The organism is Maribacter sp. 6B07, assembly GCF_002700155.1.
Lineage (GTDB): Bacteria > Bacteroidota > Bacteroidia > Flavobacteriales > Flavobacteriaceae > Maribacter > Maribacter dokdonensis.
In genome coordinates this window covers 1651472-1672878 of sequence record NZ_PDUT01000001.1, presented here as the reverse complement: position 1 = coordinate 1672878, position 21407 = coordinate 1651472, and the positions used below count along the sequence as shown (strand labels likewise).

At 37.1% G+C, this 21407-nt stretch carries 22 protein-coding genes; 7 read left to right on the top strand and 15 right to left on the bottom strand.

Annotated elements, in window-relative coordinates:
- Positions 1-69: 69 nt before the first annotated feature.
- Positions 70-471, top strand: a complete 402-nt coding sequence (gene arfB / locus CSC80_RS06975) for an alternative ribosome rescue aminoacyl-tRNA hydrolase ArfB (protein ID WP_074670663.1) — start codon at positions 70-72, stop codon at positions 469-471.
- 11 nt (positions 472-482) lie between these two features.
- Here arfB and CSC80_RS06970 read toward each other — a convergent pair whose 3' ends face one another.
- The 10 genes from CSC80_RS06970 to pdxA all read right to left on the bottom strand — a co-directional run bounded on the left by CSC80_RS06970 (position 483) and on the right by pdxA (position 9461).
- Complete coding sequence (locus CSC80_RS06970; RefSeq protein ID WP_099190676.1) at positions 483-1811, bottom strand: GntP family permease; 1329 nt, start codon at positions 1809-1811, stop codon at positions 483-485.
- A gap of 104 nt (positions 1812-1915) precedes the next feature.
- Positions 1916-2386, bottom strand: a complete 471-nt coding sequence (locus CSC80_RS06965) for a 3-oxoacyl-ACP synthase (protein ID WP_317039916.1) — start codon at positions 2384-2386, stop codon at positions 1916-1918.
- The gene (locus CSC80_RS06960) at positions 2373-2984 is read right to left on the bottom strand and encodes a hypothetical protein (RefSeq protein WP_099190674.1); all 612 of its coding nucleotides are present in this window, start codon (positions 2982-2984) and stop codon (positions 2373-2375) included. Before CSC80_RS06960 ends, CSC80_RS06965 begins: the two co-directional genes overlap by 14 nt.
- Positions 2985-3152: 168 nt before the next feature.
- Positions 3153-4271 carry an FAD-dependent oxidoreductase gene (locus tag CSC80_RS06955; RefSeq protein ID WP_099191454.1) on the bottom strand — a complete coding sequence of 373 codons (1119 nt, stop codon included), beginning with the start codon at positions 4269-4271 and terminating at the stop codon, positions 3153-3155.
- Between the two features lie 85 nt (positions 4272-4356).
- Complete coding sequence (gene accC / locus CSC80_RS06950; RefSeq protein ID WP_058104668.1) at positions 4357-5709, bottom strand: acetyl-CoA carboxylase biotin carboxylase subunit; 1353 nt, start codon at positions 5707-5709, stop codon at positions 4357-4359.
- An 84-nt stretch (positions 5710-5793) separates the two neighbouring features.
- Positions 5794-6291 (bottom strand): acetyl-CoA carboxylase biotin carboxyl carrier protein, encoded by a 498-nt coding sequence (accB, locus tag CSC80_RS06945; protein ID WP_058104667.1) that lies wholly within the window; start codon positions 6289-6291, stop codon positions 5794-5796.
- A 30-nt stretch (positions 6292-6321) separates the two neighbouring features.
- Positions 6322-7317 carry a beta-ketoacyl-ACP synthase III gene (locus tag CSC80_RS06940; RefSeq protein WP_058104666.1) on the bottom strand — a complete coding sequence of 332 codons (996 nt, stop codon included), beginning with the start codon at positions 7315-7317 and terminating at the stop codon, positions 6322-6324.
- Between the two features lie 233 nt (positions 7318-7550).
- The gene (gene rpmF / locus CSC80_RS06935; RefSeq protein ID WP_058104665.1) at positions 7551-7748 is read right to left on the bottom strand and encodes a 50S ribosomal protein L32; all 198 of its coding nucleotides are present in this window, start codon (positions 7746-7748) and stop codon (positions 7551-7553) included.
- 7 nt (positions 7749-7755) lie between these two features.
- Positions 7756-8286, bottom strand: coding sequence for a DUF177 domain-containing protein (locus CSC80_RS06930; protein ID WP_058104664.1), 531 nt, complete (start codon positions 8284-8286; stop codon positions 7756-7758).
- Between the two features lie 122 nt (positions 8287-8408).
- Positions 8409-9461: a 4-hydroxythreonine-4-phosphate dehydrogenase PdxA gene (pdxA, locus tag CSC80_RS06925; protein WP_099190672.1), complete on the bottom strand. Its 1053-nt coding sequence runs from the start codon at positions 9459-9461 to the stop codon at positions 8409-8411.
- A 60-nt stretch (positions 9462-9521) separates the two neighbouring features.
- Between pdxA and CSC80_RS06920 the strand changes: the two genes are divergently transcribed.
- Positions 9522-10106, top strand: a complete 585-nt coding sequence (locus tag CSC80_RS06920; protein ID WP_099190670.1) for a riboflavin synthase — start codon at positions 9522-9524, stop codon at positions 10104-10106.
- An 8-nt stretch (positions 10107-10114) separates the two neighbouring features.
- Here the strand turns inward: CSC80_RS06920 and CSC80_RS06915 are convergent, their stop codons facing one another.
- Together CSC80_RS06915 and CSC80_RS06910 are read right to left on the bottom strand one after the other, a co-directional pair.
- Positions 10115-11203 (bottom strand): heparan-alpha-glucosaminide N-acetyltransferase domain-containing protein, encoded by a 1089-nt coding sequence (locus CSC80_RS06915; RefSeq protein WP_099190669.1) that lies wholly within the window; start codon positions 11201-11203, stop codon positions 10115-10117.
- A gap of 7 nt (positions 11204-11210) precedes the next feature.
- On the bottom strand, positions 11211-13022 hold the full coding sequence (locus CSC80_RS06910; RefSeq protein WP_058104660.1) for a sodium:solute symporter family protein: 1812 nt from the start codon (positions 13020-13022) through the stop codon (positions 11211-11213).
- A 75-nt stretch (positions 13023-13097) separates the two neighbouring features.
- On the opposite strand from CSC80_RS06910, the gene CSC80_RS06905 reads away from it, so the two are divergent.
- Both CSC80_RS06905 and CSC80_RS06900 read left to right on the top strand, forming a co-directional pair.
- The gene (locus CSC80_RS06905; RefSeq protein ID WP_099190667.1) at positions 13098-13853 is read left to right on the top strand and encodes a sulfite exporter TauE/SafE family protein; all 756 of its coding nucleotides are present in this window, start codon (positions 13098-13100) and stop codon (positions 13851-13853) included.
- Positions 13854-13969: 116 nt separating this feature from the next.
- The gene (locus CSC80_RS06900) at positions 13970-15493 is read left to right on the top strand and encodes a GH3 auxin-responsive promoter family protein (protein WP_099190665.1); all 1524 of its coding nucleotides are present in this window, start codon (positions 13970-13972) and stop codon (positions 15491-15493) included.
- Between the two features lie 11 nt (positions 15494-15504).
- Here the strand turns inward: CSC80_RS06900 and CSC80_RS06895 are convergent, their stop codons facing one another.
- Together CSC80_RS06895 and cls are read right to left on the bottom strand one after the other, a co-directional pair.
- Positions 15505-16071 (bottom strand): hypothetical protein, encoded by a 567-nt coding sequence (locus tag CSC80_RS06895; RefSeq protein ID WP_091609126.1) that lies wholly within the window; start codon positions 16069-16071, stop codon positions 15505-15507.
- A 59-nt stretch (positions 16072-16130) separates the two neighbouring features.
- The gene (gene cls / locus CSC80_RS06890; RefSeq protein ID WP_236973338.1) at positions 16131-17558 is read right to left on the bottom strand and encodes a cardiolipin synthase; all 1428 of its coding nucleotides are present in this window, start codon (positions 17556-17558) and stop codon (positions 16131-16133) included.
- A 130-nt stretch (positions 17559-17688) separates the two neighbouring features.
- Between cls and CSC80_RS06885 the strand changes: the two genes are divergently transcribed.
- Together CSC80_RS06885 and CSC80_RS06880 are read left to right on the top strand one after the other, a co-directional pair.
- Positions 17689-18099, top strand: a complete 411-nt coding sequence (locus CSC80_RS06885) for a hypothetical protein (protein ID WP_071340709.1) — start codon at positions 17689-17691, stop codon at positions 18097-18099.
- 80 nt (positions 18100-18179) lie between these two features.
- Complete coding sequence (locus tag CSC80_RS06880; RefSeq protein ID WP_099190663.1) at positions 18180-19736, top strand: hypothetical protein; 1557 nt, start codon at positions 18180-18182, stop codon at positions 19734-19736.
- Positions 19737-19806: 70 nt separating this feature from the next.
- Here the strand turns inward: CSC80_RS06880 and CSC80_RS06875 are convergent, their stop codons facing one another.
- Positions 19807-19989 carry a hypothetical protein gene (locus CSC80_RS06875; RefSeq protein ID WP_071342534.1) on the bottom strand — a complete coding sequence of 61 codons (183 nt, stop codon included), beginning with the start codon at positions 19987-19989 and terminating at the stop codon, positions 19807-19809.
- 263 nt (positions 19990-20252) lie between these two features.
- On the opposite strand from CSC80_RS06875, the gene CSC80_RS06870 reads away from it, so the two are divergent.
- Positions 20253-21302, top strand: a complete 1050-nt coding sequence (locus CSC80_RS06870) for an AraC family transcriptional regulator (protein ID WP_099190661.1) — start codon at positions 20253-20255, stop codon at positions 21300-21302.
- Positions 21303-21407 lie beyond the last annotated feature (105 nt).

Sequence of the window (21407 nt, the reverse complement as noted above, 5' to 3'; positions counted from 1 at the left end):
TAGTATAGTATCTATTACGCCACTATATAGAACGCTTTACTTTTTGACTACATTTACAAAAAGCATATTGTGAACCAAGAACAAATTCTTAATGAACTCCAGTTTAAAGCCATTAGAAGTAGTGGCCCCGGTGGTCAGCATGCAAATAAAGTCTCTTCTAAAGTAGAATTGTCGTTTCAGATAGCAGCTTCTGACGGACTCACAGAACGACAGAAAAAAAGGCTTCTTTTAAAATTAGGCAACAAACTCAGCAAAGAGGGTGTTTTGATTTTACAGTGCGATGAATCCCGGAGCCAACACAAGAATAAAGACTTGGTCATTAAAAGATTTTTTAAGCTTCTGGAAAAATCATTGATCGTTCCCAAAGCACGAAAGAAAAGTAAGCCCACCCGTTCTTCTATAGAAAAAAGATTGAAAAGCAAGAAAATTGCTTCGCTCAAAAAAATTAACCGAAGTAAACCCGATTATTAAACGCTGTATTTTTAAACGAATATAGTGTAGAATACAAATACAGTTATTGCTCCTGTAAGACCAAGAACGCCCGTACCTAATCCAAAAAGTCGATATCCTGTTTTTACGTTCATACCACTCATTTGTGTTACTACCCAAAAAAAGCTGTCGTTCGCATGGGAAATTACCGCAGAACCCGCCCCAATAACCACTACGACCAAAGCTTTTTGTATTTCTGTATCAAAACCCAAAGAGGACATCATAGGCATTATGATAGATGCCGTAGTTACCAATGCTACGGTAGATGAACCTTGTGCAGTTTTTAAGGCCGCAGCTAAAACAAAAGGAAGAAAGATACCCATATTATAATCGGTCAAGGTTTGCCCTAGAATATCGGCTATGCCCGAGTTCTGTAAAATTTTACCGAAAATTCCTCCAGCTCCAGTAATTAAAAGTATAGAGGCAGCGTCTTTAATAGCCTTACCTACCCACCCCGCAGAAGAAAGCATATCGTAATTTAATTTTTTGGGCAAGAGCAGGCATAAGAATACGCCGATCAATAAAGAAATAACCGGCTCACCCACAAAATTGATGAAATCTACAAGTCCATTTTCTTGCCCAATGTTCATGGAATTCAAGACGGATTTTAAGACAATTAATAAAATAGGGACCAAAATAGGAATAGAGGCCTTTAAAGCGCTTGGCGAATCTTTAATTTCTTGTTCTGCTTCTAGCGCATCTTCAACATTGGGCGCTATCATTGTTTTTGAAGCATACTTTTTGGCAAATATGATACCGACAACCAAAGCGACTATACTGGTGGGAAATCCAAATGCGATGACCAAACCTAAATCTGCACCCAAAATACCTGCCGCCGCTATAGGACCGGGTGTTGGTGGTACCATAGTGTGCGACGCCATTAAACCCAAACCCAATGCTATTGCCGGACCGGCAATGGAGATTTTGGCTTTCTTGGAAAGACTTTTATTCAGAGGATGTAGCAACATAAAACCACTATCTGCAAATACAGGGATAGATACGATATAACCAATAATACCCATTGCCGTGGGCACCCGTTTTCTACCTATCCACCCTAAGACTTTTTCTGCAATTGCAAATGCACCACCGGTATGCTCCAAAAATGCACCAATAATTACTCCCAGTACAATAATCAGCCCTATTTTACCAAGTGTACCCCCAAAACCATCATTTATAGATGTAATGATATCGCCATAAGGCATACCAGCAAAAATCCCATATAAAATAGATATTATAAACAAGGCTAAAAAAGCATGGATCTTAAGCTTAGTCGTCAATATAATTATGGCAATGACTGCAATAAGTAGGTAGAATATTTCCATGATTTACTGACTAAAAATTTACTTGAATCAAATGTTACCTGTGATTAAAAAAAGCTATTTAATATAGCACTATAAGTTAGCTAAAATTTAAGCACAAAGGTTCATCAATGAACATCAATGATACTTAGTTCTTTACCATTAAAACTAAAAACATCCCCTACCTTTTTACCAAAGACAAGCTTACCAATAGGCGTTGCCGCAGAAATACAGTAGACGGACTTACCCGTACCGTTAAATTCGCCTGCTGATATAGCAATGAAATATATGAACGAGTCTGTAATGACCAGACTTCCCAAACCTACAGTTTCTGGACTTCCTTCCTTTGGGACCTTAGATAATAGTTGCTGGGTTTTTTCAAGTTCAGCCAGCTGCTGCCCTAGTTTTTCCCGTTCTAACTGAATCATGGCGCGACCGGTTTCATGCTTGTCACCAGCACTACTTTTGGTCTCTGAGGTTAAAGCCGTTTCAAGTTCCTTGATCTGACCTTGAATTCTCGCCAACCTCTCGTTAACGAAAAGAACACAAAAGTTGTAAGCGTCTTTTTTTAGATTTTTAAGTGAATCAATTTCCTTCAATGTGATACAGATCTGCCAGTTTATAGATCAAGTAATTTACAATTTGATTATCACTTTCACCAGCACTGAGCATCTTTTGAATCTCAATTTCATTTTCTGCCTTAAAATATTCCAAATCACCAGAGCGGTCTTCGCTAAAAATATTCCAAGATTTTAACCCGCTAAGCATTGCTTTATGTGCTTCATAGCGATTTGTAATCGCTTGTGCCCTCTTCTTGTCTACTTTTAGTGCTGTTTCATTATCCTTTAGCATCTTGTAGTCTGCTGTAATTTTAGCATCTGCTTTTTCCGCTTCGGTAATAATTTTAAAATAGGCTTTTGAAACTAAAGACTCATATGTGGCATTGAATCCGGAAACCTTTGTTTCCTCTTCTGCTAAAGTCACTTCAGTGTCTGTACTGGCATATAAATCATCTTTGGCATACTCATTATTTGAAATGAGAGATTGTTTCCATGCTTCGCTCTTAATATGCTCTTTCCATACCCTGGCATATTCTCGCTGATAATCGGTTTTTGTCAATCCACAACTTGTTAAACAAGCAAAACCCAATACAACTGATAGCACAGCCGTAGCAATTCTATTAAATAATGTTCTCATATAGTATACATGCTATTACAAACCTTCTTAAAAGTTCACTGTTCTAGGGCAAACTTATAAGCGCATTTAGGGTAATAGATAATCTGAGGGGGCATACAATTTATAAATAAAAACAAGAGTACACCTCTCTTTTGGACAAGATTTAAAAAAACAGGTTAAATGGTGCATTTATTCGCTGACCAAACGTGCTAAATTTTTACCAATTGTAGTACCTATGGCAATGCCCATGCCACCTAAACGCACACCACAAACTACATTAGCAGATACTTGTTTTACAATTGGTTTCTTTTGTTGACCAACACCCATAATACCGCTCCAACTATAATCTATTTCAAAAGCCGTTTCTGGTAAAATGATATTGGAAAGCAGCTCTTTAAGTTTATTTTCTACCAAACTTGTAGTTCCAAACTCGGTAGTCTCCTCTGTTTTAAAATCTAGGTTTCTTCCGCCGCCCAATAAAATACGGTCATCAATATTTCTAAAATAATAATACCCTTCTTCTAAGTGGAACGTGCCTTTAATGACCAAACTATTTATCGGTTTTGTAATTAACACTTGTGCTCTTGCCGGTTTTACATTTTCCGATAGTAATTGGGCGGCAAAACCATTTGTAGCTATTAACAATTTCTTGGTCACAAATTCTATGTCGTCTGTTTTAACCGTTACGGACGAACCGGAATCCTCAAAAGTTTTCACCTGTGTTGAATTTAGGATTCTGATGCCTTTTTGATGTGCAAATTGTACCAAAGAACACATCATTTTACCCGTGTTTATTTGTCCTTCAAAAACTTGTGAAATGTAGTTTTTATGAAGCCCTTTAAAACCAAAATCATTTGGAGCTATTTTGAAAGCATTCTTCTTAAACACAGGGTGTAGTAACTCATTGATGGTTTCCATCTTCTGTATACATCTCTCATACAAGGCTAAATCTTTTTCCAGAAATAATTCATGTCCACCATTATTTTGATATCCTATGGCAGCATCACCCAAAATAGTACGAAGCGATTGTATGCCATTGAACCTATCTTGTACCAATTGCACCACTTCTAGTTCTGTATGTGTTTTAAGGTCCGATAAGATTTCTGAAATACTGCCAAAACAGGCAAAACCAGCATTCTTTGTACTAGCGCCTTGCGGCAGTTTACCTTTTTCCAATACTAGAATATGTGCTTTTGGATGCTGCCTACGCAATTCTAAAGCACAATTTAAACCTACTATACCACTACCCACGATTGTAAAATCGATATTAGAAAACCATGATGTACGTTCCCAGTAGCTTAGATCCATAGTACTATTTTGATTGTGATATAAGATAGAAATTCCATCACAAAATAGAACAAAAAAAACTCCAACATTGCTGTTGGAGTTTTTATTAATGTTCTTTTGGAGGATCCATTTTAAAATCATCCATAAAGGCCGTAGTATAATTACCCGCCAAATAATCTGGGTGATCCATTAATTGCCTATGAAAAGGTATGGTGGTTTTAATCCCTTCAATTACGAACTCATCTAAGGCGCGTTTCATTTTATTGATTGCCTCTTCCCTAGTTTGGGCGGTGGTAATCAACTTAGCGATCATTGAATCGTAATTTGGAGGAATACTGTACCCACTATACACGTGGGTATCCATACGAACTCCATGACCACCTGGTGTATGCAAGGTCGTAATCTTACCCGGCGATGGTCTAAAATTATTATAAGGATCTTCTGCATTAATTCTACATTCTATAGAGTGTAGTTTTGGAAGATAGTTCTTACCGGAAATTGGCACACCAGCGGCTACCAATATTTGCTCACGAATTAAATCGTAATCTATAACCTGCTCCGTAATTGGGTGCTCTACCTGAATACGTGTATTCATCTCCATAAAATAGAACTTACGGTGCTTGTCTACCAAAAATTCAATAGTACCTGCACCTTCATATTTTATGTACTCTGCAGCTTTAACTGCAGCTTCACCCATTTGCTCCCTTAACTTGTCTGTCATGAAAGGTGAAGGAGTCTCTTCCGTTAACTTTTGGTGACGACGTTGTACTGAACAGTCTCTTTCAGATAAGTGACATGCCTTACCGAATTGATCACCGACAATTTGAATTTCAATATGACGAGGTTCTTCGATCAGCTTTTCCATATACATACCACCGTTACCAAAGGCAGCGGTAGCCTCATTTACGGCACTATCAAAAAGCTCTTCCATTTTGTCTTCAGACATTACGGCACGCATACCTTTACCACCACCACCGGCAGTAGCTTTGATCATTACCGGGTAGCCCATTTTTTTGGCTACTTTCTTGGCATCGGCAACATCTTTTAAAAGACCATCTGAACCAGGTACACAAGGTACACCTGCCTCTTTCATGGTTTGCTTGGCCGTAGCCTTATCACCCATACGATCAATTTGATCGCCAGATGCTCCAATAAATTTTATATCGTGTTCTGCACAGATACGTGAGAACTTTGAGTTTTCAGATAGAAAACCGTACCCTGGGTGTATTGCATCTGCATTGGTTATTTCAGCAGCAGCAATAATGTTAGGGATCTTTAAATAAGATTCGCTACTAGCGGCAGGACCAATACATACAGCTTCATCTGCAAAACGAACATGCAAACTTTCTTCATCGGCCTTGCTATAAACGGCTACCGTTTTAATACCCATTTCTTTACAGGTACGGATAACACGCAAAGCGATTTCTCCCCTATTGGCAATCAGTATTTTTTTAAACATCTTTTAAATTTTAAGTTCTTGGTTCTACATGATTCTTACACACCGTTCAATAACGGTATCTAACAATGACTACTCAAAATTTAGTTAAGAAGGGTCTACCAAAAATAATGGCTGATCAAACTCAACTGGAGAAGAGTCATCTACCAAAATCTTGACAATTTTACCAGAAACTTCAGATTCTATATCATTGAACAATTTCATTGCCTCAATAACACAAAGTACATCGCCGGTCCCTATAGTATCTCCTACCTCAACAAATACTGGTTTGTCAGGAGAAGGTTTTCTGTAGAAAGTACCAATGATCGGAGATTTGATCGTGATGTATTTATCATCATCCGCTTTTTTCTGCTCAGCTTCAGATGCAGCCGCTGCAGGTGCAGCTACTTCTGCCGGTGCAGCTGCTACAGGAGCAGGTACGGCAGGTTGAGCCATAGGCATTGTATGCACATAGGTTGGCTCAGAATTACCAGTTAAGCTTCCGGTACGGATGGTAATCTTTATATCATCCGTCTCGAGTTTTACCTCGCTAGCGCCAGACTTGGCAACAAACTTGATAAGGCTTTGAATTTCTTTAATATCCATATTTCTCTAAGTTATAATTGGTAGTTGATGTTAGTTATACGCCCATTTAAGGTAGATAGAACCCCAGGTAAAGCCGCCACCGAAGGCCGCGAAAACCAAGTTATCCCCTTTTTTAAGCTGTTTTTCGTAGTCGAAAAGTAAAAGTGGTAATGTACCGGATGTGGTATTACCGTAGCGCTGAATATTCATCAACACTTTTGAATCATCTACACCCATTCTTTTTGCTGTGGCATCAATGATTCTCTTATTAGCTTGATGTGGCACCAACCAGTCAACGTCTGACTCGGTAAGATCATTTCTATCCATGATCTTGGCCGCTACATCTGCCATATTGGAAACCGCAAATTTGAACACTGTTTTTCCTTCCTGAAAAATATAGTGTTTTTTATTGGTTACACTTTCAATTGTGGCCGGCATTAAAGATCCACCGCCTTCCATGCCTAAAAATTGTCTTCCTGTACCATCTGCCCTAAGGTATTCATCTTGTAGACCCAAGCCTTCGGTATTAGGTTCAAAAAGTACTGCTCCGGCACCATCACCGAAAATTATACAGGTTGTTCTATCTGTATAATCTATTATAGATGACATTTTATCTGCACCTATAAGTAATACCTTTTTATATCTACCTGTCTCAATATGCCCCGCAACCGTTGACATTCCAAAAAGAAAACTGGAACATGCCGCCAATAGATCATAAGCAAAGGCGTTTACAGCCCCAATTTCAGAAGCTACGAAAGCTGCTGTAGAAGCTACCATACTATCTGGTGTAGCGGTAGCTACAATGACCAAATCTATTTCGGCAGCATCAAGCCCTTTCTTTTCCATAAGGTCTTGGGCCGCCTTAATGGCTAAATACGAAGTACCTTCCCCTTCTTCCTTTTTTAACACCCTTCTTTCCTTAATACCTGTTCTGGTAGTAATCCATTCATCATTGGTGTCAACCATTTCCTCAAGCATTTTGTTCGTCATTACAAACTGGGGAACATAGCCTCCTACTGCGGTAATAGCTGCTGTAATTTTGGTCATACTTTATTTGCTTTCTTGTAAAAAACTTAAAAAACGAGTCAAAAGTCATGAAAATTAGTGATTTTCAACGACTTTTCGCCTAAAGTTATCGGGTTTTTGAAAAATTGCAATTGATAGCACTAAGGCTATAACCTTTTAAATTATCTGAGTTACAAGGTGATAAAATACAAATTGGACTAAAAAAAACTCCCTACTTCTAATGAAGTGGGAGCTTAGTATATTGTAAAAAAGTCTTAAGCTTCTGCTTCTTCGGTTTTATCAACCAAAACTTGACCTCTATAATGTAATTTACCTTCGTGCCAGTGTGCTCTGTGGTAAAGGTGTGTTTCACCTGTAGTAGAATCTTTTGCTAAAGTAGGTGCTACCGCTTTATAATGAGTTCTTCTCTTGTCTCTCCTTGTTTTGGAAATTTTTCTTTTAGGATGTGCCATTTAAACCTTATTTATCCGTTAATAGTTTCTTTAATTCATCCCATCTGGGATCGTTTTCTTCTTTGTTTGATCTTTTCTCTTTTGGTTGAAGCTCGTTCAATTTGTCCAACACTTCAGATTGTAAAGTGCCATCTTCAATACCAGGGTGTATTCTTTTTTGCGGAACCGCCAACACCAACATTTCATACACATACTGTGCAATGTTCAATTGATGTTCACCATGAGGAAGAATCAAAATTTCATCATCTTCATCGTTATACTCCTCACCGAATTTTACCACCAAATGTAAATCTCCACTTATGGACTGATCGTATGGTTCACTGGTAATATCACAAGCTACATTAACTGTTCCCGATGCGTTCATATCAACCTCCATCATTGTACTTGTTTTATGAAGTACTACATCTAAACTGATGCTGGCTGCGTTAAATTCATCGTATCCAAAAGAATCAAAGAACGTATTGTCAATCTGGTAATTAAAGTTGTGTTTTCCTTGCTTCAAACCTGAGAAAGGAATATTGAACTCCTTTTGCTTCATCACGTACACACTTAAATTAACACTAATCACCCATAAAAGGCGGGTGCAAAGATACTATTATTTTAATAAAAGACAATAGTTATCAACTATTTATCTTTATAACTTTTTTATTGTACCAAAATTTAACGTTCTCTCTTTAAACGCTGCTTTTTTAATACATCTTGTGTTAGCTCTTGATATTCTGTTCTGTTCTTAAAAATGTTCAATGCCATGAACACAGCTTCTTTAAAAGAACTTTCATCTGCAACACCTTTACCAGCTATCTCAAATGCGGTACCGTGATCGGGTGAAGTTCTTACTTTATTCAATCCGGCGGTAAAATTGACTCCTTGCCCAAACGATATTGTTTTAAAAGGTATAAGACCTTGATCGTGATATGCCGCTAAAATAGCATCGAATTTTTTATAGGCGTCAGAACCAAAAAAACTATCGGCAGAATATGGACCAAAGACCAAATGTCCCTTTTCGGCCATTTCTTTTATGACAGGTTTTAAAACTTCATCATCTTCTTTGCCTATTACTCCATTATCACCACTATGCGGATTAATACCCAACAAAGCTATTTTTGGCTTGCGAATACCGAAATCCATTTTCAATGATTTGTCTATGGTGTTGATCTTATCACGTATTAACCTAGGTACTATAGCGGCAGATACATCTTTTACGGCCACATGATCTGTAAGCAAACCAACCTTTAACGTATCTGTAACCATAAACATTAGACTTTCACCTTCTAGCTCTTGCGCTAAAAAATCTGTATGCCCTGGAAAATTAAACTCTTCAGATTGTATATTGTTCTTATTGATAGGTGCCGTTACCAATACATCTATATCTCCATTCTTTAGAGCTTCCACTGCTGCTTTTAATGATTTAATAGCATACTCGCCACCTGCTTTGGTCGCTTGACCAAAATCAATTCTAGGCACTTCTTTCCAAACATTTACAATATTGATTTTATTATCTATTGCTTTTGAAGCATGAGGTATACCATTGAAAGCAATATTTAATTTTAATTGTTTCATTTGAAAGGAAACGGTCTTATTTGAGGCAAAAATAACCGGTGTGCAAAAATCCAACATTCTACTGTCCTCGAATGTTTTTAAAGCGACCTCACAACCTATACCATTTAAGTCTCCTATAGAGATACCTAACCTTATTTTCCTATTTTCGTCCATGATAATCTGTACCTTTGTACTCAATTTTGAATTTTCAAAATTACTTAAATTAAACGACACATGTTTACGGGAATTATTGAAACATTAGGTAAAGTCACCGCTCTTGAACCTAAAGGTGGCAACTTGGACATTACGATAGCATCTAGTTTAACTCCAGAGCTTAAAATTGATCAAAGCGTAGCTCATAACGGTGTTTGTTTAACGGTCGTTAGCCTTACGGATACTACTTATACGGTTACCGCAATTGCCGAAACGTTGAATAAAACCAACCTTGATACACTTAAGATAAATGATACGGTCAACCTTGAACGTGCTATGATCTTGGGCTCCAGGTTAGATGGGCATATTGTTCAAGGCCATGTAGATCAGACCGGGGAATGTACAAGTGTTCGAGAAGATAGTGGAAGCTGGATTTTCTCTTTCACCTATGATGCGGCAACTGGTAACCCCACTATTGAAAAAGGTTCTATTACTATAGATGGTACAAGCTTAACCGTAGTTAATTCTGGCAAGAATACTTTTGAAGTTGCCATTATACCTTACACCTACGAACACACTAGGTTTAACACCTATAAACCGGGCACCATTGTAAACTTGGAATTTGATGTTATTGGCAAGTACGTAGCAAAATTGATGATTAAGTAAGCCTATTGCTACACCTTTATAAATATCTTTTTCTGATATAGGATATAGCCCACAAGACTATAGAACAGTACTACACTTAGCCCATATAATAAGGATGAAGTTTCTAGTGCAAGAAAGTCATGGACATATACTTTTTGAAACAACCAACCGTGTAATGAGGTGTCGCCCACTTGTATTTGACCCATCACCTTGCTAATGAAGCTAGAAAGAAAATATATTACAATAGCATTTGCTCCTGCATATCTGAATATAGATCCAAATTCAATTTTCTTTACATCTGTCAGGTAATATATAAGTGCCAAAATAAGGTTTGCCCAACCTGCAGTGACCAATACAAAACTGCTTGTCCATAGTGCTTTGTTAATAGGAAACACTAAATCCCACATATGCCCTATGATCAAGAAGCTGCCGCCTATGCCCATTAGAATAGTGGCTTTCTTTTCTTGCTTAGCGGTTAGTATCAATCCTGTAAATACCCCTAATAAAGAACTGGCAATAGCTGGTACTGTACTTAACAAGCCTTCTGGATCGTAATCTGCCTTATAGTTATGCGTACCAAAAACTTTTACATCTATCCAGTTTGCCAAATTATTGGGTGCTCTTTCCAAGGTGGATGTCACTCCTTCTACAGGAACGAACGTCATTAACAACCAATATCCTATTAGTAATACCGCCGTTACCCAAATTAGTTTTTTCCAACTTAGGTTAATAAACAAAATAGCTGTTAAAAAGAATACCACTCCTATACGTTGCAATACCCCAGGAAATCTAATGTCACTGAAATTTTTAAAGAATGGGTAATGAATTAAAAATGCCCCTAAGAAAAGACCCAAAGCAATTAACTTCAATGCCCGGATCGCAATTTTTTTATATGCTTTTGCATCAACAATTCTGTTCTTATAGGAAAAGGCTATTGATGTACCAACAATGAACAAGAAGAACGGAAAAACCAAATCTGTTGGTGTATAACCGTGCCAATCTGCATGTAAAAAAGGCCCGTACACATTTGACCATGTTCCTGGTGTATTTACCAATACCATTAATAATATGGTAGCTCCTCTAAAGATGTCGACCGAAACAATTCTGTCCTTCTTCATGCTGATCTTATAAAATATTGCCTTTTAAGCGATTCCATGCTTTTACCAGCAATACACCTGCTATTATTGAAACAACCGTTAATACGATTGCTTGGGTAGTTCTACCATAGATCCAATATCCGGTAGCGAACATGATCGAATAAATCAATAATACACCTAATAACATTGCGGTTACCCCTGCAGGTACACTCCACTTTTCCTTATCCTTTACAATTTCCACTGCATCGGTTTTTGCTTCATCAACTACTTTGGACCAACCCGGTCCACCTGGTTGTATTTTTCTGTAGAAGCTTCTCAACGTTTCATTAGACTCTGGCTGCGTCATAAATGTAGCGATCAACCAAATAATGGTCGTTACCACTACTATAAATATATACTCTGACCAATCTGGCAACAAACCTGTTTCGGTAGCAAATAAATATGCACCAACGGGAGTTAATTTTAAGATGATAGAAATAATACCCGATGCAAACATTGCCGTAATCTCACTCCATGCATTAATCCTCCACCAGAACCATCTAAGTATAAAAATCAGCCCTGTACCTGCTCCGAATGCCAATAGCACATCGAACAGCTGTAATGCGTTTTGTAGCAATAATGCCAGTGCCGCACTGAATATCATTAATACTACGGTTGAAATTCTACCTACCGCCACCAATCGCTTTTCAGATGCATTAGGATTAATCTGTTGTTTATAAAAATCATAAACAATGTATGAAGAGCCCCAGTTCAATTGGGTACTAATGGTACTCATGTAGGCCGCCACCAAAGATGCTAAAACAACTCCTAACAATCCGCTTGGTAGTTTGGTCAACATTGCCGAATACGCTAAATCATGACCTAATTTATCTGCCGTTACATTAGGGAAAGCTTCTTGTATGCTCGCCAAATCTGGATAAACTACTATAGAAGCCAATGCCACTAAAATCCATGGCCAAGGTCTTAATGCGTAGTGCATAATATTAAAAAAGAAGGTTGCCCCAATAGCATGGTTCTCATCTTTTGCCGCCAACATACGTTGTGCAATATAACCACCACCGCCTGGCTCAGCACCTGGGTACCAAGAACTCCACCACTGAACGGCCAGCGGTATTATAAACAAGGTAATCAATGCTTTCTTGTTACTGAAATCTGGCAATATGTTCAGTTTCTCTGTTACATTTTCATTCGCCATTAAAGCTTCAATTCCTCCAACTTCAGGAATATTCACTAAATAATATGCTGCTCCTATGGCACCGGCCATGGCAACAAAAAACAAAAGGAAATCTGTATATACCACACCTTTAAATCCGCCTAAGGCACTAAAGGTAACCGTTATAAGACCTGCACTGACCACGGTTTGCCATGGTTCTAGACCTAGCATTATACTACCTATTTTAATTGCTGCCAAGGTTACCGCAGACATGGTAATCACGTTAAAGATAACGCCCAAATAAACCGCCCTGAACTTTCTTAAAAAACTCGCAGGCTTACCACCATAGCGCATTTCATAAAACTCTAAATCTGTATTTACGTTAGATTTACGCCAAAGTTTGGCATAAACGAAAACGGTCAACATACCGGTAATCAAAAAACACCACCACACCCAGTTCCCCGAAACTCCGTTAGTACGAACAATATCTGTTACCAAATTGGGGGTATCCGTTGAAAATGTCGTCGCTACCATTGAAAGACCAAGTAACCACCATGGCATTGTACGGCCCGATAGAAAAAATTCTGAAGAGTTTTTGCCTGATTTCTTTGACACATATACTCCTATTCCTAAGACAAGAGAGAAGAAAACTATAATAAATGCATAGTCTAATGTACTGAGTTCCATAAGTTGGTTTTAGGTTGATTGTTAAAGATATATTATTTTAGGACATTTTTATATCTAATACGCTAAACGTACTACGTGCTACTATCAATAACTTCTGAAATTACCCCAACGGCCTGGATTCTTGCTTCTATAGCCACCTTTATCATAGGATTATCCAAAGCGGGAATAAAAGGCATTGCCGTTTTAAACGTTACGATCATGGCGTTGGCATTTGGCGCAAGACAATCCACGGGTATGGTAGTACCGTTACTGGTTCTCGCCGATATTTTTTCCGTTATCTACTATAATAAATACACCCAATGGAAATATGTTTTTAAAGTATTGCCATGGATGTTGGTCGGACTTTTAATAGGGGTGTTTGTTGGTAATGGGCTGCCTGAGAAGTTTTTTAAAATAGCAATGGCCACCATCATCATCATTACCGTAGGTATGATGTTCTATTGGGACCGTAAAAAAGACAAGAACGTTCCTTCACATTGGTCGTTTGCAGGATCTATTGGTACCATTGCAGGTATTACCACCATGGTGGGAAATTTGGCGGGAGCTTTTTCCAATATTTATTTTTTAGCCATGCGCCTACCTAAAAACCATTTTATTGGCACTGCGGCTTGGTTGTTCTTGATCATAAACATTATTAAACTACCCTTTCACTTTTTTGTTTGGAAAACCATTTCCGTAGAGTCGTTACAATTAAACTTGATGCTCTTGCCTGGCATTCTATTGGGTTTCTTCGTAGGGGTCAAATTTATTAAATACATTAAAGAAACATTTTTCAGAAAAATGATTTTGGTGTTGACCGCTGTAGGTGCCGTGCTTATTATGCTTAGTTAAATCTTGCTTATTCTCAGATAAAGCTTAATAAAGTCCACATATTTCAGATTAGGGTTAATCTTTATCTCTACCCAGACCTACCTTTATAGCCATTAATCTAGAAACACTTTTGGCTCATGAATATCATAGGAAACCTTATTAAAGGAGTTATCAATGTTACCGATAAAATTACCGGTGAAGACAACCCTATTGAAGATCAAAAGGCTGTGCTTCAAAACCTATTGGAAACGGCAAAAGACACTTCTTTTGGTAAAGCGTATGCATTTGAAGATATTCTAGAGAGTAACAACCCTCAACAGGCATTTCGTAATGCTGTTCCTTATTTTGATTATAATCAAATCAATGATGCTTGGTGGCATAAATTACATGAGGGACAAACCGATGTCACATGGCCGGGTAGTCCCGATTATTTTGCACTGAGTTCCGGTACTACTGGAAAAACAAGTAAACGTATTCCCGTAACAGATGCCATGATAGATGCCATAAGACAAGCAGGTATAAAGCAGGTGCTGGCCATTTCAAACTTCGATCTTCCGGCAGATTTCTTTGAAACCGGCATTTTAATGCTGGGCAGTTCTACGGATTTGGTTGAAAACGATGATCATTTAGAAGGTGAAATCAGTGGTATTAGTGCCAGTAACATTCCGTCATGGTTTAGTGGTTATTATAAACCTGGAAAGGAAATTGCCCAAATTGATGATTGGGACGAACGTGTTGCAAAGATTGCAGAAAAGGCTGCGGACTGGGACATTGGAGCGTTAAGCGGAATTCCTTCTTGGATAGAACTAATGCTGAAGGAGGTCATTAAAAAACACAACCTTAACAACATTCACGAAATATGGCCCAATCTACAGGTCTACACATCTGGTGGAGTGGCTTTTGGTCCCTACGAAAAGAGTTTTAACGCCTTAATGGGCAAACCCGTTACGGTAATTGATACCTATTTGGCATCTGAAGGGTTTATTGCTTTTCAAGCAAGACCAGAAACCGACGCCATGAAGTTGGTGACCGACAATGGTATTTACTTTGAGTTTGTTCCTTTTGATCCAGATTATATTCTTGAAGATGGTTCTCTTGCTCAAGATGCACCATCATTAACTCTTTCTGAAGTTGAAAAAGGACAGAACTACGTGCTCATTATCAGTACGGTCAGCGGTGCTTGGCGTTACCTAATTGGAGATACCATAGAATTTACAGATGTGGAACGTGCCGAAATAAAAATTACGGGGCGCACCAAATTTTTCTTAAACACCGTGGGTTCACAGTTATCTGTCAATAAATTGGATGATGCGCTACAAGATATCATGGAAACTTTTGACATTGAAGTGCCGGAATACACCCTTTGTGCAAAAAAGTACGAAGATGGTTTTTACCATACATGGTACCTAGGCACTACCACTACTCAAAACCCTGAAAAGATTGCGGAAAAACTTGACGAATCATTAAAAGCTGCCAATAAAAATTACAAGGTTGCCAGGTCTAAAGCTTTGAAAGGAGTGAAAGTATTCACGGTAAATCCAGAAGTTTTTTACGGTTGGAACGATAGTAACAAAAAGAAAGGCGGACAAGTAAAAATGGAGCGAGTTATGAAAGAGGAAAAGTTTGCCGAGTGGGAAGCTTTCGTTAAAAAACATCAATAAAGCCTATTATCTTATTCTTTAAGTGCGGCGTCTCTCTCTTCTACCAAAAGCATTATTTCTTCTGGGGATAGATAGAAATTCTTAATTCTATCCACATATTTTTGGGTTAAGCCAGCTTTCTTTAAAATGAACTCTTTTGTAGCAAGTATATAGGTTTCCATACCGTGGTTTACCGCATAAGAATCTGCACGGCGTTCTGCTTCACGTATATAATTTTTAGAGGTTATATATTTAAACCCAAATCCAATTAAATTCAACCCACTGCGCTGTTGATAATCCATCACATGCCCAAGTTCGTGACCCAACCATCCGATCATAATTTCTGACGGAATGTCTTTGGTATAATACACAGAATCGGCAATTTTTATTCTTTCGCTTATCAATATTTTATATGACCTGTTTTTCTTTGATTTAAAAACACTCCAAAAAGAAGGTTGTGCTTGCATGGTAGACTTTTTAATGTTCTTCTTGAACTTAAATTCAATAGCAACATCTGTAAGTTCCGGATAATGGGAAAGCGCAATTTTTGCTTCTTGGGTTATTACTTCTGGAATTATATGTTGTGCAGATGCAACCATAGGGAAACTGAATATAAATAAGATTAAATAGTTTAATTTTTTAACGGATTCTGGTGTAATCATAATAGTGGACTAAAGAATTTGGCAAGCCCTTCTAAAAATTTACTAAATGGGGATCTTTTTTTAAACTCCTCAAGGTCAACTTTAACCTCATCGGTGCAATGCGACTCGAACAACTTCTCTATTTCAGAAGCTTTTTCTTTATCGTATAAAATAGCATTGGTCTCAAAATTGTGCTCAAAACTTCTGTAATCAAAATTACCTGAGCCTACCGATACTATTTCCCCATCAATAATAATGACCTTGCTATGAGAAAAATCCGGTCTTAAATATATATTGGCGCCCACTTCAAGCAATGCTTCAAAAGTGGAGAACATACTGTATTGTGCCAACAATGAATCTGAAATCTTTGGGGTCAACAATGTGACCTGTATTCCGCTCAATGCCGCAATTCTTATGGCTTCCAAGACCGGCTCACCAGGGATAAAATAAGGGTTGGCAATGCAAATACTCTTGGTGGCTATATTGATCATTGCCAAATATTGCTGCATAATTGCAGGGTATCTAGAATCTGGTCCGCTTGAAATAATCTGCGCAACCGTTTTGCCAGAAGAGTCTACTTTGGGAAAATATTTATCCTGTAACAACAATTCTTCTTTACCCGCAAAATGATAATCCTTTACAAAAACACGCTGCAAGCTATTTACTGCCGGTCCTTTGATCTGTACATGCAAATCTTGCCATATTCCCAGCTCTGACACTGGCTTCATATACTTATCGGACACATTGAAACCACCGGTAAAACCAACGTTACCGTCTATAATTACAATTTTTCTGTGATTTCTATAGTTAAGGGTAAACAAGAGGTTTCCAAAACGAATGGGCATCGTAGAAAATGCTTTGACCCCAATATCCTTAAATCGCTGTACTCTTTTACCCCGCATTGAATTGCTACCAAAAGAATCATACAACATTCTAATTTCTACACCTTCTTTTACCTTCTCTTTGAACAGTTCATAAAACTTGTCTAACAACATTCCATCTTCTAAAATATAGTATTGGATGTGTATGAATTTCTTAGCCCCCTTAATGGCTTTGAATATGGCTCCAAAGGCTTCTTCTCCACTATTGAGCAAGGTTACCTCATTACCTTCATAAGGAGCAAAATAACTGTTCTTTCTTATTAGTGATGCTAATTTATCTCTCTTGTAGTCATCAAAATCATGAACGCTTTGTTCACCGCCCTCCAACTCTTTATAGGTTTCAGAATATAATCGTCTTTTCTCTGTTTGTTTTAATTTAAACAGCTTGAATTTTCTTCTGTTAATACCGAACAAATAGTATAACAGCGGACCCAAAAAAGGAAATATTATAACAGACAAAGACCAACTAATCATCTTAGTTGCCCTTGATCCATTGAAAATAATATTGACGATACTCCACAGCGTTACCGCTATATATGCAACCCAAAAAAAAGTATTCACCACCTTATAAATTGTTTATTAACAATATACTATAAAATCGCACGGTGTTACCCCTATTTAACCTTTCAAGATATTTTTAGTTTTAAACGAGTTAATTACTCCCTGTGGTTGTGAGTACTTTTAAAAAAAAGTGATGGGAGTAATTGCTATGGATAAAAAACAGATAACCCTTTATTACAGTTCAGAAAATTCAATTGGTAAGCAATTGAACGCTTACGTGGAATCTTCTGGTAAAGAACATTTAACAATAGATATCTCTAAGACAAATGTCACCGGCACCCAATGGGCAGAGCTGGCAGATGGCCTAGGCAAGACCATCTCTGAATTGGTAAATACCGACCACCCGGATTTTAAGGATGAGTATGGCGATAAAACCGTTAATTTAGATGATGATGGTTGGTTGAAAATTTTAGATAAAAAACCTAGTCTTTTAAAAAATGCCATTGTCATTAAAGGAAAAGATTTCATAGAACTTACCAGCGCATCGGATTTTAAGCAATATATGGACCCTGACAGCGCGGGTATAGAAAAGCCTTATAAGTAACAAGGTCCTAAATCCCATTTTAGAATCTACTTCTCAACAAATAGGTACTTTACCTTTTGTTACGCTCTAACTTTTACCTTATGTCAAAGATTTTAAAATGGCTAGTTGTTATTCTCATTTTCTCCATAGGTGGTTATATGCTTGCCGAATGGAAAATGAAGCATGAAATTATCAGTTTTTTAGAGCGAAAAGTACCCGATCACATTAATTTTTCATATGATAAACTTGCAATAAACCTATTAGAGGGCAACATTGCTTTTACCGACGTTGCCGTAGTCAGTTTAGGCAAGCAAACCTCTTCGTGCGAAATAAGAGTAAATGCCAACGAGCTTTCCATTGAAGGATTTAGTTACTGGAAAATACTTTTTCAAAAGTCTGTTCATATAAAAACCTTGACACTGTCAACACCTCATCTTCATTTTAAAACTTGCCCAAAAGACCCTAACAACGTAGTTGCCAACAAAAGCAATCCCATTAATCTCCTGAAAGAAATTTTTGTTGAAGAATTAAAGTTCGAATCTGGTGTTGTGGAAATTTGGGACGCTGATGAAGAAGTTGAACTCATTTCAGTAGCATCTTTAGGTCTTCATTTAAAAGATGTAGCTACCGACCCCGAGACAATTACCAAATATGTTCCGTTTACATTTTCTAATTATCAAATAGAAATAGCGCAATTTAAAGCTCCCCTTGGGGAATACGAAAATCTGCAAATGACCTCTTTAGTGATGAACAATTCTTCTATAGACATGACTGATATTTCTCTTTTAACCAAATATTCTAAAGCAGAACTCAGTAAGCAAATTACCTATGAGAGAGATCATGTAAGCTTAACAATTCCGGCTATTTCTATCAACGATCACAATTATGTGGCCAACAAAGATTCACTTCAAATTAATTTCAAAGAAGTAAAACTCATAGAGCCCAACCTAGAAATTTATAGGGATAAGTCTCCATTGGAAGATTTTAGTACAAAGCCTCTTTACGGTACACTGTTAAGAAGACTACCCTTTATAATAGCAATAGATGCCATTTTAATTCAGCAAGGAACAATTGTTTATAAAGAAGATGCACCCAATAATGTAAAAGCGGGTGCTTTACGTTTTACCAATTTAAATGCAGATATAAATAATCTATCCAATTTGACAACAGTTAACAATACAGTAAACATTAAGCTAAACGCTCATTTAATGGATGCCGGTGCACTGCACTTAGATTGGAATTTCAACGTGAACGATCCACATGATTCTTTTTTAATATCTGGCAAGCTTTCAAATTTTTATACTGAAAAGCTAAACGATTTTCTTGTACCCAACTTAAGAACCCAAACTACCGGAACCATTGAACAACTCTATTTTACCATATCGGGTGATGAATACACCTCTAGCGGAGACATCAAAATGCGATATGAAGATTTTAAATTTCAGTTGTTGAACAAAGAAAGAAACGGTGTAAAAAAAGTGCTTTCCTTTATTGGTAATTTATTTGTTAACGATGGCTCAAAAGCTGATGAAAACGGTTTTAGGTATGGTACAATTTCCGTTGAACGCACACAACATAAATCGTTTTTCAATTATTTGTGGATAAACCTACAAGATGGCCTGGTAGATGTACTTACCAGCAATGGCAAAAAAGAATAGCCTATAGGCCAAACATAAAAAAGCCAGATAGAAAATCTATCTGGCTTTAAATTTCATAGCAATTTTTATACTAGTTGTCGTCAGTAGCATCTTCTACCGCATCTTCAACTTCTTCTGCACCGTCTTCAATACCATCACCAACATCTTCAATACCTTCTTCCATTTTTTCTCCTGCTGATTTTTCTTCTCTACAACTGGTTGCAACGCTCACAGTCATAATAGCAAATAAGAACATTAATAGTGACTTCTTCATAATATAGATTTTAATAATTAGGTTAATATTTTGATTGTTCATAATGAAATGCTCTAAACAGTATCTCATTATTGTTGGTACAAAAATGACACTAATACCCTGTTTTGCTTGGTTGTAAAAAATTAAATCTTAACTCATCCAAACAATATGGCTAATTGACTAACATATAATTCATTACCTAAATTTTTGTGTTAATCTAAAACCTTATTAAGCCAAATATCCTTTCGTAAATTGACTTATCTTGTACACATAATCCAATTAGTATGGGTACAAAAAAAGAGTTTAAGGAGTTGAACGTGGTTGATGTCGTAAAGGATATTGCCCACAGATTAGATGTTGATTATAGGGAAGAGAACAATGAAATTTGTATGGATATCCCTAAAGAGGCTGGTACCGGTCATATAAAAGCAATTAGTTTTTCTCATGGTGTGGGCATTTTAGATGTTGATATTACCCTTAAGAAAGACACCCGGTTTGTGCTTAATCAATCTTTAGTGCAGCCATTGGAAATTGTATTTAATAGGGAAAAGAGTATTTGGCATGAGTTTGAAGGCCAAGAAAAACTAACAGAAATAAAGCATTTAGAAAGTGCCATTTTTTCTTGTAACAGTAAATACGGAAATGTACTTACACTTAAAGCCAAAGAACCTGTTTGCTTTTTTATCCTAGAGATCAATAGAAAATTGTTCGAAGAAAAAATTGAGTCTTTTTTACCGGAAATGAACGAAGACCTAGAGGGTCTGTTTAGAGATGTTAACGGTATTAACCTTTTTTTTCACAAAGCCCATTATAGCCTTGATATTGCAAAATGTATTGAGGAAATCAACCAAACGGAAGATCAAGGTTTTACAAAAAGTGTATTTATTGAAGGCAAATGCTATGAAATACTGGCGCACCATCTAAGGCAATATGTAGATGACGCCTCCCCAAGCGAAAAAAGAACAATTCTTAGACAGTCTACCGTTGTTAAAATAGAACACGCCGCAAATATTATAGATGAAAGTTTAGACCAGGCACCAGATGTTTTAACACTTTCAAAAAAAGTAGGCTTAAATCAAAATACACTACAAAACGGTTTTCAAAGCTTATTTGGACTTTCGGTCAAAGAATATTTGCAAAACAAACGCATGGAAAAAGCCAGGCATTTAATGGAAAGTACTCAATTGAACATTACTGAAATTACTTATAGAATTGGTATTACCTCTAGAAGTTACTTTTCTAAATTATTTAAAGAACGATATTCGATGTCGCCAAAACAGTATATGCAAAAATTAGAAGCTACCAAGAAAAAAGATGATACCACTGCTATTTAGGTATGCTTTTTAAATTTAATCAAAGTTGCTTTCATTCATTTTTTAACATTTCATACAAAATTAAAAGTACCCATTTGTGTCAATTAACATTTCAAAAGTGTTAAC

Coding starts and splice junctions, on each gene's coding strand:
- accB (WP_058104667.1), bottom strand. CDS start 6,291: ATGGATATTAAAGAAATTCAAAGCCTTATCAAGTTTGTTGCCAAGTCT.
- rpmF (WP_058104665.1), bottom strand. CDS start 7,748: ATGGCACATCCTAAAAGAAAAATTTCCAAAACAAGGAGAGACAAGAGA.
- accC (WP_058104668.1), bottom strand. CDS start 5,709: ATGTTTAAAAAAATACTGATTGCCAATAGGGGAGAAATCGCTTTGCGT.
- CSC80_RS06960 (WP_099190674.1), bottom strand. CDS start 2,984: ATGAGAACATTATTTAATAGAATTGCTACGGCTGTGCTATCAGTTGTA.
- CSC80_RS06895 (WP_091609126.1), bottom strand. CDS start 16,071: ATGGTTGCATCTGCACAACATATAATTCCAGAAGTAATAACCCAAGAA.
- CSC80_RS06920 (WP_099190670.1), top strand. CDS start 9,522: ATGTTTACGGGAATTATTGAAACATTAGGTAAAGTCACCGCTCTTGAA.
- CSC80_RS06900 (WP_099190665.1), top strand. CDS start 13,970: ATGAATATCATAGGAAACCTTATTAAAGGAGTTATCAATGTTACCGAT.
- CSC80_RS06940 (WP_058104666.1), bottom strand. CDS start 7,317: ATGACCAAAATTACAGCAGCTATTACCGCAGTAGGAGGCTATGTTCCC.
- CSC80_RS06885 (WP_071340709.1), top strand. CDS start 17,689: ATGGGAGTAATTGCTATGGATAAAAAACAGATAACCCTTTATTACAGT.
- CSC80_RS06915 (WP_099190669.1), bottom strand. CDS start 11,203: ATGAAGAAGGACAGAATTGTTTCGGTCGACATCTTTAGAGGAGCTACC.
- CSC80_RS06875 (WP_071342534.1), bottom strand. CDS start 19,989: ATGAAGAAGTCACTATTAATGTTCTTATTTGCTATTATGACTGTGAGC.
- CSC80_RS06970 (WP_099190676.1), bottom strand. CDS start 1,811: ATGGAAATATTCTACCTACTTATTGCAGTCATTGCCATAATTATATTG.
- CSC80_RS06870 (WP_099190661.1), top strand. CDS start 20,253: ATGGGTACAAAAAAAGAGTTTAAGGAGTTGAACGTGGTTGATGTCGTA.
- CSC80_RS06930 (WP_058104664.1), bottom strand. CDS start 8,286: ATGAAGCAAAAGGAGTTCAATATTCCTTTCTCAGGTTTGAAGCAAGGA.
- CSC80_RS06955 (WP_099191454.1), bottom strand. CDS start 4,271: ATGGATCTAAGCTACTGGGAACGTACATCATGGTTTTCTAATATCGAT.
- CSC80_RS06880 (WP_099190663.1), top strand. CDS start 18,180: ATGTCAAAGATTTTAAAATGGCTAGTTGTTATTCTCATTTTCTCCATA.
- pdxA (WP_099190672.1), bottom strand. CDS start 9,461: ATGGACGAAAATAGGAAAATAAGGTTAGGTATCTCTATAGGAGACTTA.
- CSC80_RS06910 (WP_058104660.1), bottom strand. CDS start 13,022: ATGGAACTCAGTACATTAGACTATGCATTTATTATAGTTTTCTTCTCT.